At 73.4% G+C, this 15,528-nt stretch carries 15 protein-coding genes; 11 read left to right on the top strand and 4 right to left on the bottom strand.

Annotated features, from left to right (window positions below; all coding sequences use genetic code 11):
* The first annotated feature begins 567 nt into the window (after positions 1–567).
* The 3 genes from A6Q81_RS11570 (at position 568) to A6Q81_RS11560 (ending at position 2,632) form a co-directional block, all read left to right on the top strand.
* On the top strand, positions 568–1,620 hold the full coding sequence (locus A6Q81_RS11570) for a ferrochelatase (RefSeq protein ID WP_067857105.1): 1,053 nt from the start codon (positions 568–570) through the stop codon (positions 1,618–1,620).
* Positions 1,617–2,192 (top strand): inositol monophosphatase family protein, encoded by a 576-nt coding sequence (locus tag A6Q81_RS11565; protein WP_286690531.1) that lies wholly within the window; start codon positions 1,617–1,619, stop codon positions 2,190–2,192. The genes A6Q81_RS11570 and A6Q81_RS11565 overlap by 4 nt, the downstream gene beginning before the upstream one ends.
* Before the next feature lie 140 nt (positions 2,193–2,332).
* Positions 2,333–2,632, top strand: a complete 300-nt coding sequence (locus A6Q81_RS11560; RefSeq protein WP_067857109.1) for a DUF4193 domain-containing protein — start codon at positions 2,333–2,335, stop codon at positions 2,630–2,632.
* A 42-nt stretch (positions 2,633–2,674) separates the two neighbouring features.
* On the opposite strand, the gene A6Q81_RS11555 is transcribed toward A6Q81_RS11560, so the two are convergent.
* Both A6Q81_RS11555 and A6Q81_RS11550 read right to left on the bottom strand, forming a co-directional pair.
* The gene (locus A6Q81_RS11555; protein WP_067857112.1) at positions 2,675–3,121 is read right to left on the bottom strand and encodes a DUF4235 domain-containing protein; all 447 of its coding nucleotides are present in this window, start codon (positions 3,119–3,121) and stop codon (positions 2,675–2,677) included.
* 5 nt (positions 3,122–3,126) lie between these two features.
* The gene (locus tag A6Q81_RS11550) at positions 3,127–3,612 is read right to left on the bottom strand and encodes a DUF3093 domain-containing protein (protein WP_067857114.1); all 486 of its coding nucleotides are present in this window, start codon (positions 3,610–3,612) and stop codon (positions 3,127–3,129) included.
* A gap of 51 nt (positions 3,613–3,663) precedes the next feature.
* Here A6Q81_RS11550 and dut point away from each other — a divergent pair, with 51 nt between their 5' ends.
* The 4 genes from dut to A6Q81_RS11530 are packed head-to-tail and all read left to right on the top strand — an operon-like array spanning position 3,664 to position 5,817.
* Positions 3,664–4,122: a dUTP diphosphatase gene (gene dut / locus A6Q81_RS11545; RefSeq protein ID WP_286690530.1), complete on the top strand. Its 459-nt coding sequence runs from the start codon at positions 3,664–3,666 to the stop codon at positions 4,120–4,122.
* Entirely contained in the window at positions 4,119–4,766 is a 648-nt protein-coding gene (locus A6Q81_RS11540; protein WP_286690529.1) for a DUF3710 domain-containing protein, read from the top strand. Before dut ends, A6Q81_RS11540 begins: the two co-directional genes overlap by 4 nt.
* 9 nt (positions 4,767–4,775) lie before the next feature.
* The gene (locus A6Q81_RS11535) at positions 4,776–5,132 is read left to right on the top strand and encodes an OB-fold nucleic acid binding domain-containing protein (RefSeq protein ID WP_286690528.1); all 357 of its coding nucleotides are present in this window, start codon (positions 4,776–4,778) and stop codon (positions 5,130–5,132) included.
* On the top strand, positions 5,125–5,817 hold the full coding sequence (locus A6Q81_RS11530) for a DUF3159 domain-containing protein (RefSeq protein ID WP_286690527.1): 693 nt from the start codon (positions 5,125–5,127) through the stop codon (positions 5,815–5,817). Before A6Q81_RS11535 ends, A6Q81_RS11530 begins: the two co-directional genes overlap by 8 nt.
* A gap of 610 nt (positions 5,818–6,427) precedes the next feature.
* Here the strand turns inward: A6Q81_RS11530 and A6Q81_RS11525 are convergent.
* Both A6Q81_RS11525 and A6Q81_RS11520 read right to left on the bottom strand, forming a co-directional pair.
* Positions 6,428–7,090, bottom strand: coding sequence for a potassium channel family protein (locus tag A6Q81_RS11525; protein WP_067857134.1), 663 nt, complete (start codon positions 7,088–7,090; stop codon positions 6,428–6,430).
* Complete coding sequence (locus A6Q81_RS11520) at positions 7,090–7,752, bottom strand: potassium channel family protein (protein WP_286690526.1); 663 nt, start codon at positions 7,750–7,752, stop codon at positions 7,090–7,092. Before A6Q81_RS11520 ends, A6Q81_RS11525 begins: the two co-directional genes overlap by 1 nt.
* 119 nt (positions 7,753–7,871) lie before the next feature.
* On the opposite strand from A6Q81_RS11520, the gene A6Q81_RS11515 reads away from it, so the two are divergent.
* The 4 genes from A6Q81_RS11515 (at position 7,872) to A6Q81_RS11500 (ending at position 15,479) form a co-directional block, all read left to right on the top strand.
* On the top strand, positions 7,872–9,917 hold the full coding sequence (locus A6Q81_RS11515) for an APC family permease (protein ID WP_286690525.1): 2,046 nt from the start codon (positions 7,872–7,874) through the stop codon (positions 9,915–9,917).
* A gap of 85 nt (positions 9,918–10,002) precedes the next feature.
* The gene (locus tag A6Q81_RS11510; RefSeq protein ID WP_286690524.1) at positions 10,003–11,208 is read left to right on the top strand and encodes a class I SAM-dependent RNA methyltransferase; all 1,206 of its coding nucleotides are present in this window, start codon (positions 10,003–10,005) and stop codon (positions 11,206–11,208) included.
* A gap of 57 nt (positions 11,209–11,265) precedes the next feature.
* Complete coding sequence (locus tag A6Q81_RS11505; RefSeq protein ID WP_286690523.1) at positions 11,266–14,766, top strand: SCO7613 C-terminal domain-containing membrane protein; 3,501 nt, start codon at positions 11,266–11,268, stop codon at positions 14,764–14,766.
* Complete coding sequence (locus A6Q81_RS11500) at positions 14,763–15,479, top strand: RDD family protein (RefSeq protein ID WP_067857149.1); 717 nt, start codon at positions 14,763–14,765, stop codon at positions 15,477–15,479. Before A6Q81_RS11505 ends, A6Q81_RS11500 begins: the two co-directional genes overlap by 4 nt.
* Positions 15,480–15,528: the final 49 nt, after the last annotated feature.

The raw sequence follows: 15,528 nt of genomic DNA, 5'->3' as shown, positions 1-15,528 counted from the left end.
GGGTCTGGCCTGGGCCCGCGGTTGACTCAAGACTCTTCGTTTCTGCGTTGTCAGGCCATGGTTCTGCGTTTGAGCGTCCTATCGGTGGATCTGCAACCGCAGGAGCGGTTCTGCGGTTGCAGATCCACCGATGGCGGGGGCAGACGTGGCAGAGGTTCTCCCTTCTCGTGGACCGTGCCACGAGAAGGGAGAAGCGCTGCCCACCCCACCCCCAAGGGCAACCAGGATTCTGCATTCGAGCGTGCGAGGCCGAACGCTTCTGCGTTCACGACGGGATCCCGTCGCCAACGCAGAATCTTGCGTCCACCCCAGCACCAACCCGCAGCCCGAGACCCCAGACCAGCGCGGATGCCAGCCGCCCGGTCGAGGCCTTTCGGAGACCACCCCCAGCGCCAGCCGAGGCAGCGCACCAGCAAGGTCGATACCGCCCGCGGCAGCGCAGCAGCAGGGCAAGACCTCCGCAGGCAGCGCAGCAGCAAGGCCACGACCATCCGCTGCAGCGCACCAGCACCGCCCACCTCCCCCTGCCGCGCCGCGCGTGGAGGCGGTGCGTGGGACGATGACGGCATGGACGTCCGCCCCTTCGATGCACTCCTCTACGTCTCCTTCGGTGGTCCCGAGAAGCCCGACGACGTGGTCCCGTTCCTGGAGAACGTGACCGTCGGCAAGGGCATCCCGCGCGAGCGGCTGGAGGAGGTGGGGGAGCACTACTTCCTGTTCGGCGGTCGCAGCCCGATCAACGACCTCAACCGGCAGGTCATCGCGGCGCTCGAGGGTGAGCTCGCGTCGCGCGACGTCGACCTGCCCGTCTACTGGGGCAACCGGAACTGGGACCCGTACCTGCGCGACGCTCTCGAGCAGATGGTGGCCGACGGCGTCCGGCACGCCGCCTACTTCCTCACGAGTGCGTACTCCTCGTACTCGGGCTGCCGTCAGTACCGCGAGAACCTCGCCGACGCGACCGAGGGCCTCGACATCGAGCTCAGTCGACTGCGGCTGCCCTTCAACCACCCCGGCTTCGTGGCGCCGTTCGTGGAGCACACGCGGGCTGCGCTCGCCGACGCACCTGACGACACGCACGTCGTCTTCGTGACCCACTCGATCCCCGACGCGATGAACGACGCGAGCGGCGGCCCGGGTGTCGGCGCCTACCGCGACCAGCACCTCGAGACCGCGCGCCTCGTGATGGCCGGACTCGAGCCGCGGCACCAGGGCTTGCCGTGGGAGCTCGTCTACTGCTCGCGGTCCGGCTCGCCGCGCACCCCGTGGCTCGAGCCCGACGTCAACGACCACCTCGAGAAGCTCGCCGCCGACGGTGTGACGTCGGTGGTGGTGGTGCCCATCGGGTTCGTCTCCGACCACATGGAGGTCGTCTACGACCTCGACACCGAGGCCAAGGCGACGGCGGAGGAGCTGGGGCTGCGCTTCGTCCGCGTGCCGACGCCCGGCTCGCACCCGGCCTTCGTCGCGATGATCACCGACCTCCTGCAGGAGCGCGCGGCGGCCGACCGCGGCGAGGACCCGACGCCCGCCACGATCGGCAGCTGCGGGGCGAACCCGTGGGTGTGCGTGCCGAACTGCTGCGCCAACCTGCGCGGCGACCGCCCGGCGCACGCATGAGCGACGCCGTCGACCCCCATGCACTCGTCGAGCTGGCCCGGGAGGTCGGGCTCGAGGCCGCGGCGCTCGTGCGTGCGCGGCGACCGGAGGGCCGGGTGGGCGTGGCCGACACCAAGTCGAGCCGCGTCGACGTCGTCACGGAGGTCGATCGCGCCAGCGAGGAGCTGGTCCGGGAGCGTCTGCTCGCCGCCCGCCCCGACGACGGCTTCCTCGGGGAGGAGGGTGGCGGCGTCCGCGGCACCAGCGGTGTCGAGTGGGTGGTCGACCCCATCGACGGCACCGTCAACTTCGTCTACGGCATCCCGGCCTACGCGGTCTCCATCGCGGCTCGTCTCGACGGCCCGGACGGCGCGACCGAGGTGGCCGGGTACGTCGTGAACATCGCGACCGGCGAGGAGTGGGCGGCCGTCCTGGGCGCCGGTGCCTGGCGCTGGAGCGGCGAGGAGCGACGGCCGTTGCACGCCCCCGAGCCCCCGCCGCTGGCCGAGGCACTCGTCGGCACCGGCTTCGGCTACCTGCCGGAGCGTCGCCGCGAGCAGGGACTCGCCGGAGGGACTCGACGGAGCGCCTGACGGACGGCTCGTGATGGCCGCCCACCCCGCCCTCGCAGGGGAATACTTCGACGTCGTCCGGGCTTGTGGGTACTGACCGACGACGGCTTGTGCCGGTGTGGAACAATCCCGTCGGTTGAACGCACACGACGGAGGGGTACATGGCTACCGACTACGACGCGCCTCGCAAGACTGAGGAAGAGCAGTCCGAGGACAGCATCGAGGAGCTCAAGGCGCGTCGCCACGAGAAGAACTCGGGCAAGGTGGACGAGGACGAGGTCGAGGCGGCCGAGTCCTTCGAGCTGCCTGGTGCCGACCTCTCTCACGAGGAGCTGGCCGTCCAGGTGGTGCCGCGCAAGTCCGACGAGTTCACGTGCTCGTCGTGCTTCCTGGTGCACCACCGGTCCCAGCTCGCCGAGGAGAAGGGCGACCGGCTCATCTGCCGGGACTGCGCCTACTGACGCAGCACGCACCGGTGGGACGTCCCACCAGCCCGGGCTCGCTCAGCGCGAGCGCCGACGACGCCGAGCCGGCTTCCGCGAGGAAGCCGGCTCTGTCGTTCCTGCGGCCGCGGCCACGCGTGCCCCGACCGAGGCACCCTTCAGCGGCTTCATCCCGGGCGGGAGGTCGCCCGTGGAGCGCACCCAGTAGCCCGCCGCGCCTCGACGCACGAGCAGGCGGACGACCTCGACGAGGGCACCCCCGACCACAGCCCATGCCACGGCCTCCTTGGTCTCGACGTCCGGGTGCCGTCCCGCGGTCGGGGGCTTGCGACCCGTCGCGAGACGCCAGGTGACGGTCGAGGCCTGGCGGGCGAGCAGACCCGCGGCGATGGTGGTCGAGCGGTCCAGCAGCTTCCAGCTGGTACGGCTGGAGCGCGACGCCTTCCGCGGCGGGGTCGCCGTCTCCAGGCTGGGGGTCGTGCGGGCCTTGCGGGACGTGCGAGCCATGGTCGTCACCTCGGGTCTGGAGTGGGCTGGTCGGGTGCGTCGGAGGAGGCGGGACGCGCGCCGAGCGCGGCGGCGACCGCCTTCGGGTGGCGGGTGGAGACCAGCCAGTAGGGGGCAGGGTCGGCCGGGTCGTCGACGTCGACGCGCACGGCGGTGTCGACGTAGGGGCGCACGTGCAACCAGGCACGGGCGTCGGCACGGGGTCCGAGGGCCTCGCGGGTCGCGACGCGGTCGAGCGGGGTGACGGCACCCACGTGCTCCGCCGTCAGGAACGCGCGTCCGACGCGCAGGCCGTCGGGGCCGGCGTCGACGACGGTGCGTCCGTACGCCCACACGACGGCACCCGTGAGCACGGCCACGCCGACGAAGGTCACCACGGCTGCGCCGGTGCCGGCGACGACCAGCAGCAGCCAGGCCCAGGCGAGGGCGAAGGCGAGCACGCCGACCCACCACGACACGGGAGCCACGAGGCGCTCACGACGGTTCTGCACCCTGCAAGCCTGCCGCATCCGGGCCAGGTCCACCCGAGTAGGGTCGCGAGCATGCTCGAGATCGCGGTGCGACGCCTCGACCCGCAGCTCCCGGTCCCCGCGTACGCGCACCCGGGGGACGCGGGCGTCGACCTGCACGCCGCAGCACCGGCCACGCTGGCCGCGGGCGAGCGGGTGCTCGTGCCGACCGGCATCGCCATCGCCCTGCCCGACGGGTACGCGGCCTTCGTGCACCCCCGGTCCGGTCTGGCGCTGCGGCACGGCCTCTCGGTCGTGAACACGCCCGGCACGGTCGACGCGGGCTACCGCGGCGAGATCAAGGTGCTGCTGGTCAACCACGACCTACGAGAGACGGTCGAGGTGGCGCGGGGCGACCGCATCGCGCAGCTCGTCGTCCAGCGCGTCGAGCACGTGACCTTCCGCGAGGTCGAGTCACTCGAGGACACCAGCCGAGGCGCCGGGGGCTACGGCTCGACCGGCGGCCACCGATCCGTGGGAGAGCACCGATGATCCGACGTCGCCGCGAGCGCGAGCAGACCGCACCCGACGAGACGAGCACCAGCGAGCAGTCCGAGGCGGTGAGCACGCCGACCCGACCGCGAGACTCCACGGAGGCCTCCGCCGACGAGGCGGGCTACGTCGACCTCGGCCCGCTGCGCATCCGCGGCCGGGTCGGCTTCCAGCTGCAGGTGCCGCAGGACGACGGCGGCGGCGCCGGCTCCGTCGTGCTCGTGACCGAGGAGGCGGGCCTGGAGCTGCGCGCCTTCGCCGCGCCCCGCAGCGGCGGCCTGTGGGACGAGGTGCGTCAGGAGCTGGTGGCGGAGGTGCAGCGGCTCGAGGGCCAGGTCGAGGAGCTCGACGGGCCCTTCGGACCGGAGCTGCGGGTGCAGATCCCCGTCACCCTGCCCGACGGCCAGGACGGGTTCCAGCCGTCGCGGATCGTCGCCGTCGAGGGTCCCCGCTGGATGCTGCGCGCGACGTTCCTCGGCTCGGCGGCGCTCGAGCCCGACGAGGACGGTCTCCTCGAGCAGGCGTTCCGCGAGGTGGTGGTCGTGCGCGGCGACGACCCGCGCCCCGTCCGCGAGCCGCTGCTGATCGAGCTGCCGCCCGACGCGGAGCCCGTGACCCTCGGTCCTGACGGCGAACCGACCTAGGATGGACGCATGCCTTCGCGACTGAGCCGTGCCTGGCGCCGGCCGACCCTCGAGCAGATCGAGGACGACGAGCTGCAGCGCAGCGCCGACCAGGCCGGCTGCCGGCTCCTGGCGTCGCAGTCCGACCGTGCCGTCTGCTCGCTGCACGGCGAGCTGCGCTCGGTGACCACCCGGCCCGTCTCCGACGGGGTGAGCGCGCTCGAGGCGCAGCTGTACGACGGGTCCGGCCATGTGACGCTCGTGTGGCTCGGTCGGCGCGAGATCAGGGGCATCGAGCCCGGACGTCGGTTGACGGTCCACGGACGGATCGGCCGGCGCGGCGACAGCTGCGTGCTCTACAACCCGCGCTACGAGCTCGATGCCTGACGCTTCCGCCGAGCCCGCCCGTCACGACGGTCCGGGCGACGGGGCACGGCGCTACACCACGGTCGAGGAGCTCGTCCGCTCCAAGCTCGCCGAGGCGCTGGGCGGCGGTCGCGGCATCGTCGAGAGCGCCGTGCCGACGATCGTCTTCACCGTCTGCTGGATCGTCACGAAGGACCTCCGTACGTCGTTGATCGCGAGCGTCGGCAGCGCGGTCGTGCTGCTGGCCGTGCGTCTGGTGCAGCGCTCCACGGTCCAGTTCGTGCTCAATGCGCTCGTCGGCATCGCGATCGCGGCGGTGTTCGCCTCGCGCAGCGGCGAGGCCCGCGACGTGTTCCTGCCGGGCATCCTCTACAACGGCGCCTACGCGGCCGTGTTCGTCGTGTCGATCCTGGTCGGCTGGCCACTCGTCGGCTTCCTGATCGGCAGCCTGACCGGTGAGCCCACCGAGTGGCACGAGGACCGCCAGCTCGTCCGCCTATGCTCGCTGCTCACCTGGCTCTTCGCCGCCCCCTGCATCGTGCGCGTCCTCGTGCAGTACCCGCTCTGGGCAGGCGACCACGTCGCCCTCCTCGGCACCTCCAAGGTCGTGCTCGGCTGGCCCCTCCAGGTCGCCGCCTTCGCCGCCATGGCGTGGGTCCTGTCGCGCAACGCGACCCCCCTCGAGCCGGGCGCGAGCACGCGCTGAGGCAGCGACTGGACCTGCTGGTGCGCTGGCGCCGGGGGTCTGGGGTTGCTGGTGCGCTGGCTCGGGTTTCGCTGGGGGTGGCCTTCGAAAGGGCCTCGACCGGGCGGCTGGGCGGCGCGCTGGCCTGAGGTCTCGGGCTGTGGCTCGCGTGGGACGCAAGGATCTGCGTTGGTGAGGTGGAGGCCGAGGCTTCTGCGTTTGCTACGGGATCCCGTCACCAACGCAGAAGCGTTCGACCTTCTACGCGTGAATGAAGAAGCGTGGGTGCCCTTGGGGTGGGGTGGGCAGCGCTTCTCCCTTCTCGTGGCACGGTCCACGAGAAGGGAGAAGCTCTGCCACGTCTGATCCCGTCGGCGGTGGATTCTCCACCTGTAGGGCGCTGAGAAGGTGGCAGATCCACCGCTGAGGACGATGCGGTGGCAAACCCACCGCCCAGGGCGCGCAAACGAAGAATCGTGCGTCCACCCCGAGCGCAACCCGCAGCCCGAGACCCCAGACCAGCACGATTCCCAGCCGCCCGGTCGAGGCCCTTGCGGAGCGCAGGACGAGTTGAACCCGCGCCAGCGCAGCCGCAGGCCGACGAGGACCCGGCCCCAGCCGCAGCGCGACGTCAGGACTTGGGGGAGAGCAGCGAGCCGATCTCGACCTCGGCGTCCTCGGCGGTGACGAAGAGCAGCTCGTCGCCCGCCTCGAGAGAGCGTTCGGGGTCGGGGGTCTCGATGGCGTTGTCGCGCAGGATGGCGACGAGCACGACGTCGCGCGGCCAGGGGACGTCGCGCACAAGACGGCCGGTGTAGGGAGAGTCGGCGGGCATGGTCAGCTCGACCAGGCTCGTGTTGCTCTGGCGGAACGTGAACAGGCGGACGAGGTCGCCGACCGAGACCGCCTCCTCGACGAGCGCCGACATCAGGCGCGGCGTCGAGACGGCGACGTCGACGCCCCACGACTCTCCGAACAGCCACTCGTTGCTCGGGTGGTTCACGCGGCCGACGGTGCGCGGCACCGAGAACTCGGTCTTGGCGAGCAACGAGACGACGAGGTTGACCTTGTCGTCACCGGTCGCCGCGATGACGACGTCGCAGGTGTGCAGGCCGGCCTCGGCCAGCGACGACATCTCGCACGCGTCGGCGAGCAGCCACTGGGCGTCGGGCACGACGTCGGAGCGGATGGACCCCGGCGACTTGTCGATGAGCAGCACCTGGTGACCGTTCTCGGTCAGCTCGAGGGCGACGGACCGGCCGACCGCACCGGCACCGGCGATGGCGACGCGCATCAGGCCTCCTCAGGTCCGGACTCGAGCACCGCGTGGGCACGCTCGGCGTCCTCGTCTCGCATGAACACGGCGAGCACGTCGCCCTCCTGCATCACGGTGCGGGCCGTCGCGACGACGCCCGAGCCGAGCCGGGTGAGGTAGGCGACGCGCACGCCGGCGGCGTCCTCGAGGTCGGAGACGTGGTGGCCGATCCACGGGAACGGCGCGTACACGGTGTCGAGGCGCAGCTGGCCCGACGGGTCGCGCCAGGCCGGCTCCGACCCGGCCGGCAGCAGACGGCGCAGCACCTGGTCGGCCGCCCACGGGACGGTGGCCACCGTGGGCACGCCCAGCCGCTCGTACACCTCGGCGCGACCGGGGTCGTAGATGCGCGCGACGACGTTGCCGACGCCGAACTGCTCGCGGGCCACGCGCGCGGAGATGATGTTGGAGTTGTCGCCGCTGGAGACCGCCGCGAAGCCGTCGGCCTGCTCGATCCCCGCCGCGCGCAGCACCTCGCGGTCGAAGCCCATGCCGGTGACCGTCGTCCCCGTGAAGCCGGGGCCCAGGCGGCGGAACGCGTCAGGGTTGGAGTCGATCACGGCCGTCGTGTGGCCGCGCTCCTCGAGGCTGCGCGAGAGCGTCGACCCGACGCGGCCGCAGCCCATGATCACGATGTGCACGGGGGCGACGCTACACGGACGCGAGGACGTCGTGGGCCGGTCCGGGGCACCGGTGCCGTGCCGCGCGCCCGCGCCCCGGCGGGCGGACGACCCCGCGGCTACCATCGTCGCTCGTGGGCATGGTCGAGTCCGTCAAGCGGACCATCGTCGGACGGAAGCTGCGCAGTACCCAGCTGGGGGAGACGCTGCTGCCGAAGCGCATCGCCCTGCCCGTGTTCGCGAGCGACGCGCTGTCGTCCGTCGCGTACGCCCCCGACGAGATCTTCCTGACGCTCTCCATGGGCGGCATCACCGCCTACGCGTTCAACTGGAAGATCGGCATCGCCGTCGTCCTCGTCATGCTCACGGTCGTCGCGTCCTACCGGCAGAACGTCCACGCCTACCCGAGCGGCGGCGGCGACTACGAGGTCGCCACCACCAACCTCGGACCGAAGGCCGGCGTGACGGTGGCGAGCGCCCTGCTCGTCGACTACGTCCTCACGGTCGCCGTGTCGATCTCCTCGGGCGTGCAGAACGCGACCTCGGCCATCCCGTGGCTCGTCGGCCACGAGGCACTCGCCGCGTCGGTCCTGGTCCTGCTGCTCATGGCGCTGAACCTGCGCGGCACGAAGGAGTCCGGCACCGCGTTCGCGGTCCCGACGTACCTGTTCATGCTCGCCATCGGCCTGATGGCCGCCTGGGGACTCGTCCGGTACCTGCTCGGCGACCTGCCGCAGGCGGAGAGCGCCCCCTACGACATCGCCGCGGAGGCGCCCTACGACTCGGCGCTCACCGGACTGGCGATGGCGTTCCTCCTGGCACGTGCCTTCTCCTCCGGCTGCGCCGCGCTCACCGGCGTCGAGGCGATCAGCAACGGCGTCCCCGCCTTCCGCAAGCCGAAGAGCCAGAACGCCGCCACGACGCTCCTGCTGCTCGGCACCATCTCCATCACGATGCTGATGAGCATCATCCTGCTCGCCGACGCCATGCACGTCCGCTACGTCGAGGACCCCGCCCGCCAGCTGCTGCTCGACGGCCAGCCCGTCGGCGAGGGCTACGACCAGCCGACCGTCATCGCCCAGCTCGCGAAGGCCCTCTACAGCGACGCCCAGCCGCTGTTCTACTTCACCATCGCCTGCACCGGCGTGATCCTGGTCCTCGCCGCGAACACCGCCTTCAACGGCTTCCCCGTCCTCGGCTCGATCCTGGCCCGCGACGGCCACCTGCCCCGCCAGCTCGACACCCGCGGCGACCGTCTGGCGTTCAGCAACGGCATCGTCCTGCTCGCCGTCGCCGCCATCGTCCTGATCCTCGCGTTCGACGCCGAGGTCACCAAGCTGATCCAGCTCTACATCGTGGGCGTGTTCGTCTCCTTCAACCTCAGCCAGCTCGGCATGATCCGGCACTGGACCCGCCACCTCGCGACCGAGACCGACCCCACCGAGCGACGCCGGATGAAGCGTTCGCGCATCGTCAACAGCTTCGGCCTGGCGATGACGGCGACCGTGCTCGTCATCGTCCTCATCACCAAGTTCCTCGCCGGCGCCTGGATCGCCATCCTGGCCATGACGTTCGTCTTCTTCCTCATGCTCGGCATCAACCGCCACTACCAGCGGGTCAGCGACGAGCTCGCCATCGACGACACCGACGTCGCCCTCCCGTCCCGCGTGCACGCCGTGGTGCTCATCGGACGCCTCCACAAGCCCGCGCTCCGCGCCCTCGCCTACGCCCGCGTGGCCCGGCCCTCCACGCTCGAGGCGCTCTACGTCGAGCTCGACCCGCAGGACACCACAGCCCTCCGCGAGCGCTGGGACGAGCTCGCCATCCCTGTTCCGCTCACCGTCGTCTCCTCGCCCTACCGCGAGCTCGTGCGCCCCGTCGTCAAGTACGTCAAGGAGAAGCGCCGCGAGAGCCCCCGCGACATCGTCAGCGTCTACATCCCCGAGTACGTCGTCGGGCGCTGGTGGGAGCAGCTCCTCCACAACCAGACCGCCCTGCGCCTCAAGGGGCGCCTGCTGTTCATGCCCGGGGTCATGGTCACGAGCGTGCCCTACCAGCTCAGCTCCGCCGCCAAGGTCGACCCGCGCAGCGTCATCGGTCCCGCCCCCGGAGACGTCCGCCGCGGCCTCGGCGACCAGCCCCGCCCCGAGCAGCCCCACGCCGACAATCCGGACACGCGCCCGTGAGCGACTTTGGTCTCCCTGCGGTCGAGGTGGGGCCCGTCGCCCTGTGCCCTCGGTGGGCTCGTGGGCCCGTGCGAGGTGGTCGGGCGTGAACGGGAAGAGTCTTCCTGTGGTCGAGGTGGGGCCCGTCGCCCACGGCGGGAGCTGCGTGGCGCGGCTGGACGGGCAGGTCGTCTTCGTCCGGCACAGCCTGCCGGGGGAGCGGGTCCGCATCCGCGTCACCGACACCACCAAGCGGTTCCTGCGAGCCGACGCCGTCGAGGTCCTGGAGGCCTCGCCCGACCGCGTCGAGCCGCCCTGCGCCCTCGCCGGCACCTGCGGCGGCTGCGACTTCCAGCACGTCGAGCCCGCCGCGCAGCGCCGGTTGCTCGCCGACGTCGTCGCCGAGCAGCTGCGCCGGCTCGCCGGCATCGAGCGCGACGTCGTCGTCGAGGAGGTCCGACCCACCCTCGGCTGGCGCACGCGCGTCACCTGGTCGACCACGCCCGACGGGCGCCCCGGTCTGCGCAAGCACCGCTCGCACGAGGTCGTGCCCGTCGATCACTGCCCCATCGCCCACCCCGACCTGCCCGACGTCACCGCGCACCGCTGGGACAGCGGCCCGGTCGAGGCCATCGTCTCGTCCACCGGGCAGCGCCTCGTCGTCACCGACGCCACCGTGCCCTCAGACCTCGACGTCGACGGCGTGGCCGGCACCGACGGTCACCGCCGCGCCGGAGGCACCCGGCTCACCGAGCACGTCGCACCGCACGACTTCACCGTCACCGGCTCGGGCTTCTGGCAGGTGCACCCCGAGGCGGCGCGGACCCTCGTCGACGCCGTCCTCGACGCCGTCGAGGCGCGCCCCGGCGACCGCGTCGCCGACCTCTACGCCGGCGTGGGACTCTTCACCGCCTTCCTCGCCGACGCCGTCGGACCGGACGGCCTCGTCGTCAGCGTCGAGGCGGACCGGCAAGGAGCTCGCGACGCCCGCAGGTCGCTGCACGGTCGCAGCCAGGTGCGCCTCGTGGCCGACTCGACCGAGGGGGCGCTGCGCCGCGACCCCGCCCTCGCCGACGGCGTCGACGTCGTCGTCCTCGACCCGCCGCGCACCGGCGCGCGCAAGGCCGTGCCGGCCGTCGCGGCCCTCGGCGCCCGCCGAGTCGTCTACGTGGCCTGCGACCCGGCGGCGCTCGCCCGCGACGTCGCCACGTTCGCCGAGCACGGGTACCGCCTCGGTCCGCTGCGGGCGTTCGCGCTCTTCCCGATGACGCACCACGTGGAGTGCGTGGCCGTCCTCGACCGCGTCGACTGACCCCCGCGGCGGCCGACGAGGTTGTCCGAGGACCACCTGGACGGGCAGGGTGTCGCCATGGCCTACGCCGATCCGACCGTGTGCCCCGACTGCCGGGCGCGACTCGACGGTGCGCGGGTCTGCGCGCGCTGCGGTCTCGACCTGCGCACCGCCGAGGCGGGACGGCTGTGGAACCAGCTCCTGCGGGTCGACCGCGACCTCGAGCGAGCCCGCCGCGCCAGCCGGCCGCAGACGGTCGCGGCGCCCGTCCCCGCAGCGCCCGCTCCTGTGTCGACCGTGACGGTGCCGGAGCCAGCCACGGCAACAGCGCCGGCCCCAGCACCAGCGGCCGCCAGCCCAGCCCCGACCAGCCCGCCCCCGACCGTCCCTACGGTCGACTCGGTCGCGGCGACGACGCCGCGCGCGCCCGTCTCGGTGGGCACGGTCCTCCTGGCGCTCGGTGCCCTCGCCCTCCTCGTGGCCGGCGCCATCTTCATCACCGTCTACTGGGGTCCGATGGGCATCCTCGGCCGCGCCCTGGTGCTGCTGGCGGCGACGGCCGTCGCGGGTGGTGTCGCCACCGTGGTCACGCGCCGACGTCTCCGGGCGTCGGCCGAGGCCCTGTGGACCGTCTTCCTGGGCCTGTTCACGCTCGACTGGTTCGCCGCGCGCGACCAGGGACTCCTCGGTCTCGACGCGCTGCCCGGCGCGCCGTGGGACCTGCTGTGGTGCGCCGTGGTGGTGCTCACGACCGCGGCGATCGTCAGGTTCGGACGACGCACCCTCGACGACGCCCGCGAGCTGGTCGTCGTGTCGGTGCTCGGCGGCCTCGCCGGGGCGGCCGCCGGGGTGCGGGTGGCGGTCGTGCTCGACGACGGCGGAGCGCGCCCCTTCTGGTCGGCGACCGCGGCGCTCGTCGTCGCCGTGCTCGTCGGTGCCGCACTGCACTGGGCGACCGCACGGGTGGGGGCCTGGGTCGCTCTCGCCGCGGGCGGGGTCGCTGCGCTGGTCGCCGTCGTCCTGGCCCTCGTGGACGCCGTCGCGCACCCCGCACTGGTCGACCTGGTCGGCGGGGCCCACGGCGTCCCCCTCGCGATCATCGCCGGCGTCGCTGCCGGCCTCGCGTCGTTCGGGCGGTTGCCCGCCCCGGCGCGGACGGTGTCCGCCGGCGCCGCGCTCTCGACGCTCACGCTCCTGGCGGCCCTGCCCGCGTGGTCGGCGGCACCGCAGTACGGCGCCCTGCTCGTGCTTGCCGCGGTCGCGGTCCCCGCGGTCTGGGTCCCCGGCCGCGGACCGTGGGCACGAGGAGCGCGTGCGGCAGGCATCGCGCCATCGCTCCTGGTGACGCTCGCGCTCTTCCCGTGGGGAGCGCAGCTGCTGGCCGTGGTGGGCGAGGCACTGACGACCACGGGCGGCCAGCGCATCGACCACCCCCTCACGACCTTCGACGTGCCCGGCACCGACCGGCCCTGGCTCGCGTGGACCCTCGGTGCCACAGCGACGCTGGTCGTCCTCGGTGCTGCACGCTGGCGCGTCGTGGGACGTCTGCGGCCCTGGGCGCCCGGCGCGGCCACCAGCGTCGCCGTCGTCACCGCCTGGTCTGTGCTCGCCGACGCCGGTCCGTCGGCGGTGCTGCTGGCCGGCAGCGTCGTCGCCGGTGCCCTCGTGCTCTGGGCCGTGACGACCTTCGGGACGCCCACCGGAAGGCCCGCACCGTGGTGGTGGGTGTCGGTCGCGACGCTGGCCGTCGCGCCCGCGCTCGCCCTCGACGCGCCGTGGGCGTGCGTCGTCGTGTGGGCTGCCGCGACGCTCGGCCTGGTCGTCGTCGCGCTCGTGCGGGCGCCCCGCCTGCGGAGTGGTGTCGCGCTCGGCCTGGCCGCAGCCTGGGGCCCAGGGACGGCAGGCGTGCTGGTGGTGGCGCTCGACGGCGACGCGCAGGTCCGGCTGGCCGCCCTCGTCGCCGCGATCGTGCTGACGTTCCTCGTCGGAGTGCTCCTGGTCGACGACGTCGCACGGCGCACCGGGGTCGAGACCGGTCTCGCCGCCGCGCTCCTCGTGACCGTAGCGACCAGCGCGGCGGAGGTCAGCCCGGTCGCGGGAGCGGTCGCCGCGCTCACGCTCGGGGCGACCCTCGCGCTCGTCGCGGCCGCGCCGCACGGTCGACGGGTCGCCCACCCCGCTCTTGCGGCCACGGCCGCGGTGGTCGCGGACCTGCTGGTCGCGGGGGACTGGTCCACCGCGTGGTGGGTGTGGGGCGTGTCGGCGCTCGTGGCCGTGGTCGCCGCCCGGGCGGCACGACCCGCTCCGGTGCGAGAGGTGCTGGCGGCGGTCGCGACCGTGCATGTCGGGATCGCGCTCGTGCCGCCCGCCCAGCTGACCGACCTGGGGACGGGGGCGACAGGCGTCGTCCTCGCCGCGGCGGCCGCGCTCGCACTGGTGGTCTCCGGCGTCGGGCTGCGCGACCGCACTGGTCGTCTGGGCGTCGAGGGCGGCTCGGGCCTGCTGGCGCTGGGCGGCGTGCTCGTCGCCGCGGCCGTGGTCGACGTCGACGTCGTGTGGCTCGTCGCCACCCTCCTGCTCCCGGCCGTTGCCGCCGTCCTGGTCTCGCTGCTGGTCGCCGACCGCGCCTTCCTGCGCGCGGTCGGTGGGGTGCTCGCGACCGTGGCCGTCGTCGTGTGCATCGGCGACTGGGAGACGGCCGTCGTCGCCTGGCCGCTGGCGGCCGTCCTGCTCGGGGTCTGCGCGCTGCCGGACGACGGACCGCCCTGGCGCGACCTCGCCGCGTCGGCGGCGGCCGTGACCGCGATCGCCTCGACCGTCCCGGTCCTCGAGCTGGTCGACGCGCCTGCGACCGTCGCCTCGCTCACCGTCCTGCTCGCGGCCCTCGTCGTCGGGGCGGGGGCGTCGGCACTCCTCGACGACCGTCGAGGTCGCCGTGGGGTCGAGCTGGCCGCGGTGACCGCGCTCCTCGTCACCGTGCTGTGGGCGGCGGGGACGACGTCGCTCGCCTGGCTCGCCCTCCTGCTCACGCTGCTGGGCGCCACGCTGGTGCTCGTCTCGCTCCTCGTCCCCGACCGGGCCGTCCTGCGGTGGGTGGCGACCGTGCCGCTCGGCATCGCCTACGTGCTGCGGCTCGTGGCCAGCGACGTCGGCGTGGTCGAGGCCTACACCGTGCCGTTCGCGCTCGTGCTGCTCGGTGCCGGGGCGTGGGTGCTGCTGCGCACGGAGCCGCCGCGCAGCACGGTGGTCGCCCTCGGGCCGGGGCTCGTGCTCGGACTGCTGCCGAGCCTGCCGCAGGCGCTCCTCGCTCCGACGAGTCCGCGGGGGCTCGCACTGGGGCTCGTGTCGCTCGCCGTGCTGGCGCTCGGCGTCCGGCTGCGCTGGCTCGCGCCCTTCGTGGCAGGGGCCGTCCTGGTGGGGCTGCTGCTCCTCGTCCAGCTCGGTCCGGTCGCCGTCGCGCTGCCGCGCTGGATCCTCATCGCCGCCGCCGGTGTGTCGATGCTCGGCGTGGGCATGACGTGGGAGAGTCGGGTGCGCGACGGCCGCGCGGCCGCCCGCTGGATCGGAGCGATGCGATGAACGACGCCCAGGACCTCACGCCCGCGTCCGACGTCGGCGACGAGGAACGCACCGTCGGCGACCTGCGACGCTCGGCGCTCGCCCAGGACGTGCTGCTGTTCTGCGTCGCCTTCACCGCGGGCGCGCTGGTGGTGCTCGTCGCGCGGATCCTGGGCAGCGCGACCACCGGCGACGTGTGGACCCTGGGCCGCTCCGACGGACTGCTGCTGGGCGGGCTCGTCGCCGGAGAGCTGTTCGTGCTGTGGAACAACGGTCTGCGGCAGGGCGTCCGCGGGCACAGCATCGGCAAGCACCGCGAGGGCCTGCGGGTCGTCCGCGCGGGAGAGGGGAGCCCGACCGGGGCCGCGCGTGGCCTGCTGCGTGGGCTCGCGGCCGCGGTGCTGATCGACCTCGCCGTGGCGGCGGTGCCCATTGGCCTGCCCACGGTCCTGCGCTCGGCCACGCCGGACGCGTGGCACCTCGGGTTCGCGGCCTACCTGGGCCTCCTGGCGCTGCTGGTGCCGCTGCTCCTGGGCATGCACCGCGGTGTGCTCGACCGCGTCGCCGGCACCGAGGTCGTCCGTGCGCACGGCGACGACGCGGCCACGTCGGTGCCGCGGCGTCGCGCGCTCGTCGTCCTCGACGCGGTCGGCGTGGTGGGCGTCCTGACGGTGTGCGCGGCGCAGCTGGCGTTCATGTGGCCGCTCCTGTGGCGCTGGCCCGGGCTCTTCTGACCCGCCGGCGACCGCGTCGTCGAACATTCCTCTTGACATCGTGTATCTT

This window comes from Aeromicrobium sp. REDSEA-S38_B2, assembly GCF_001628525.1.
GTDB classification, from domain to species: Bacteria; Actinomycetota; Actinomycetes; order Propionibacteriales; family Nocardioidaceae; genus Aeromicrobium; species Aeromicrobium erythreum.
Note: the sequence above shows the minus strand (reverse complement) of the source record. Positions and strands in the feature narration are given on the sequence as shown.

Coding starts and splice junctions, on each gene's coding strand:
- A6Q81_RS11570 (WP_067857105.1), top strand. CDS start 568: ATGGACGTCCGCCCCTTCGATGCACTCCTCTACGTCTCCTTCGGTGGT.
- A6Q81_RS11565 (WP_286690531.1), top strand. CDS start 1,617: ATGAGCGACGCCGTCGACCCCCATGCACTCGTCGAGCTGGCCCGGGAG.
- A6Q81_RS11560 (WP_067857109.1), top strand. CDS start 2,333: ATGGCTACCGACTACGACGCGCCTCGCAAGACTGAGGAAGAGCAGTCC.
- A6Q81_RS11555 (WP_067857112.1), bottom strand. CDS start 3,121: ATGGCTCGCACGTCCCGCAAGGCCCGCACGACCCCCAGCCTGGAGACG.
- dut (WP_286690530.1), top strand. CDS start 3,664: ATGCTCGAGATCGCGGTGCGACGCCTCGACCCGCAGCTCCCGGTCCCC.
- A6Q81_RS11540 (WP_286690529.1), top strand. CDS start 4,119: ATGATCCGACGTCGCCGCGAGCGCGAGCAGACCGCACCCGACGAGACG.
- A6Q81_RS11535 (WP_286690528.1), top strand. CDS start 4,776: ATGCCTTCGCGACTGAGCCGTGCCTGGCGCCGGCCGACCCTCGAGCAG.
- A6Q81_RS11530 (WP_286690527.1), top strand. CDS start 5,125: ATGCCTGACGCTTCCGCCGAGCCCGCCCGTCACGACGGTCCGGGCGAC.
- A6Q81_RS11525 (WP_067857134.1), bottom strand. CDS start 7,090: ATGCGCGTCGCCATCGCCGGTGCCGGTGCGGTCGGCCGGTCCGTCGCC.
- A6Q81_RS11515 (WP_286690525.1), top strand. CDS start 7,872: ATGGTCGAGTCCGTCAAGCGGACCATCGTCGGACGGAAGCTGCGCAGT.
- A6Q81_RS11505 (WP_286690523.1), top strand. CDS start 11,266: ATGGCCTACGCCGATCCGACCGTGTGCCCCGACTGCCGGGCGCGACTC.
- A6Q81_RS11500 (WP_067857149.1), top strand. CDS start 14,763: ATGAACGACGCCCAGGACCTCACGCCCGCGTCCGACGTCGGCGACGAG.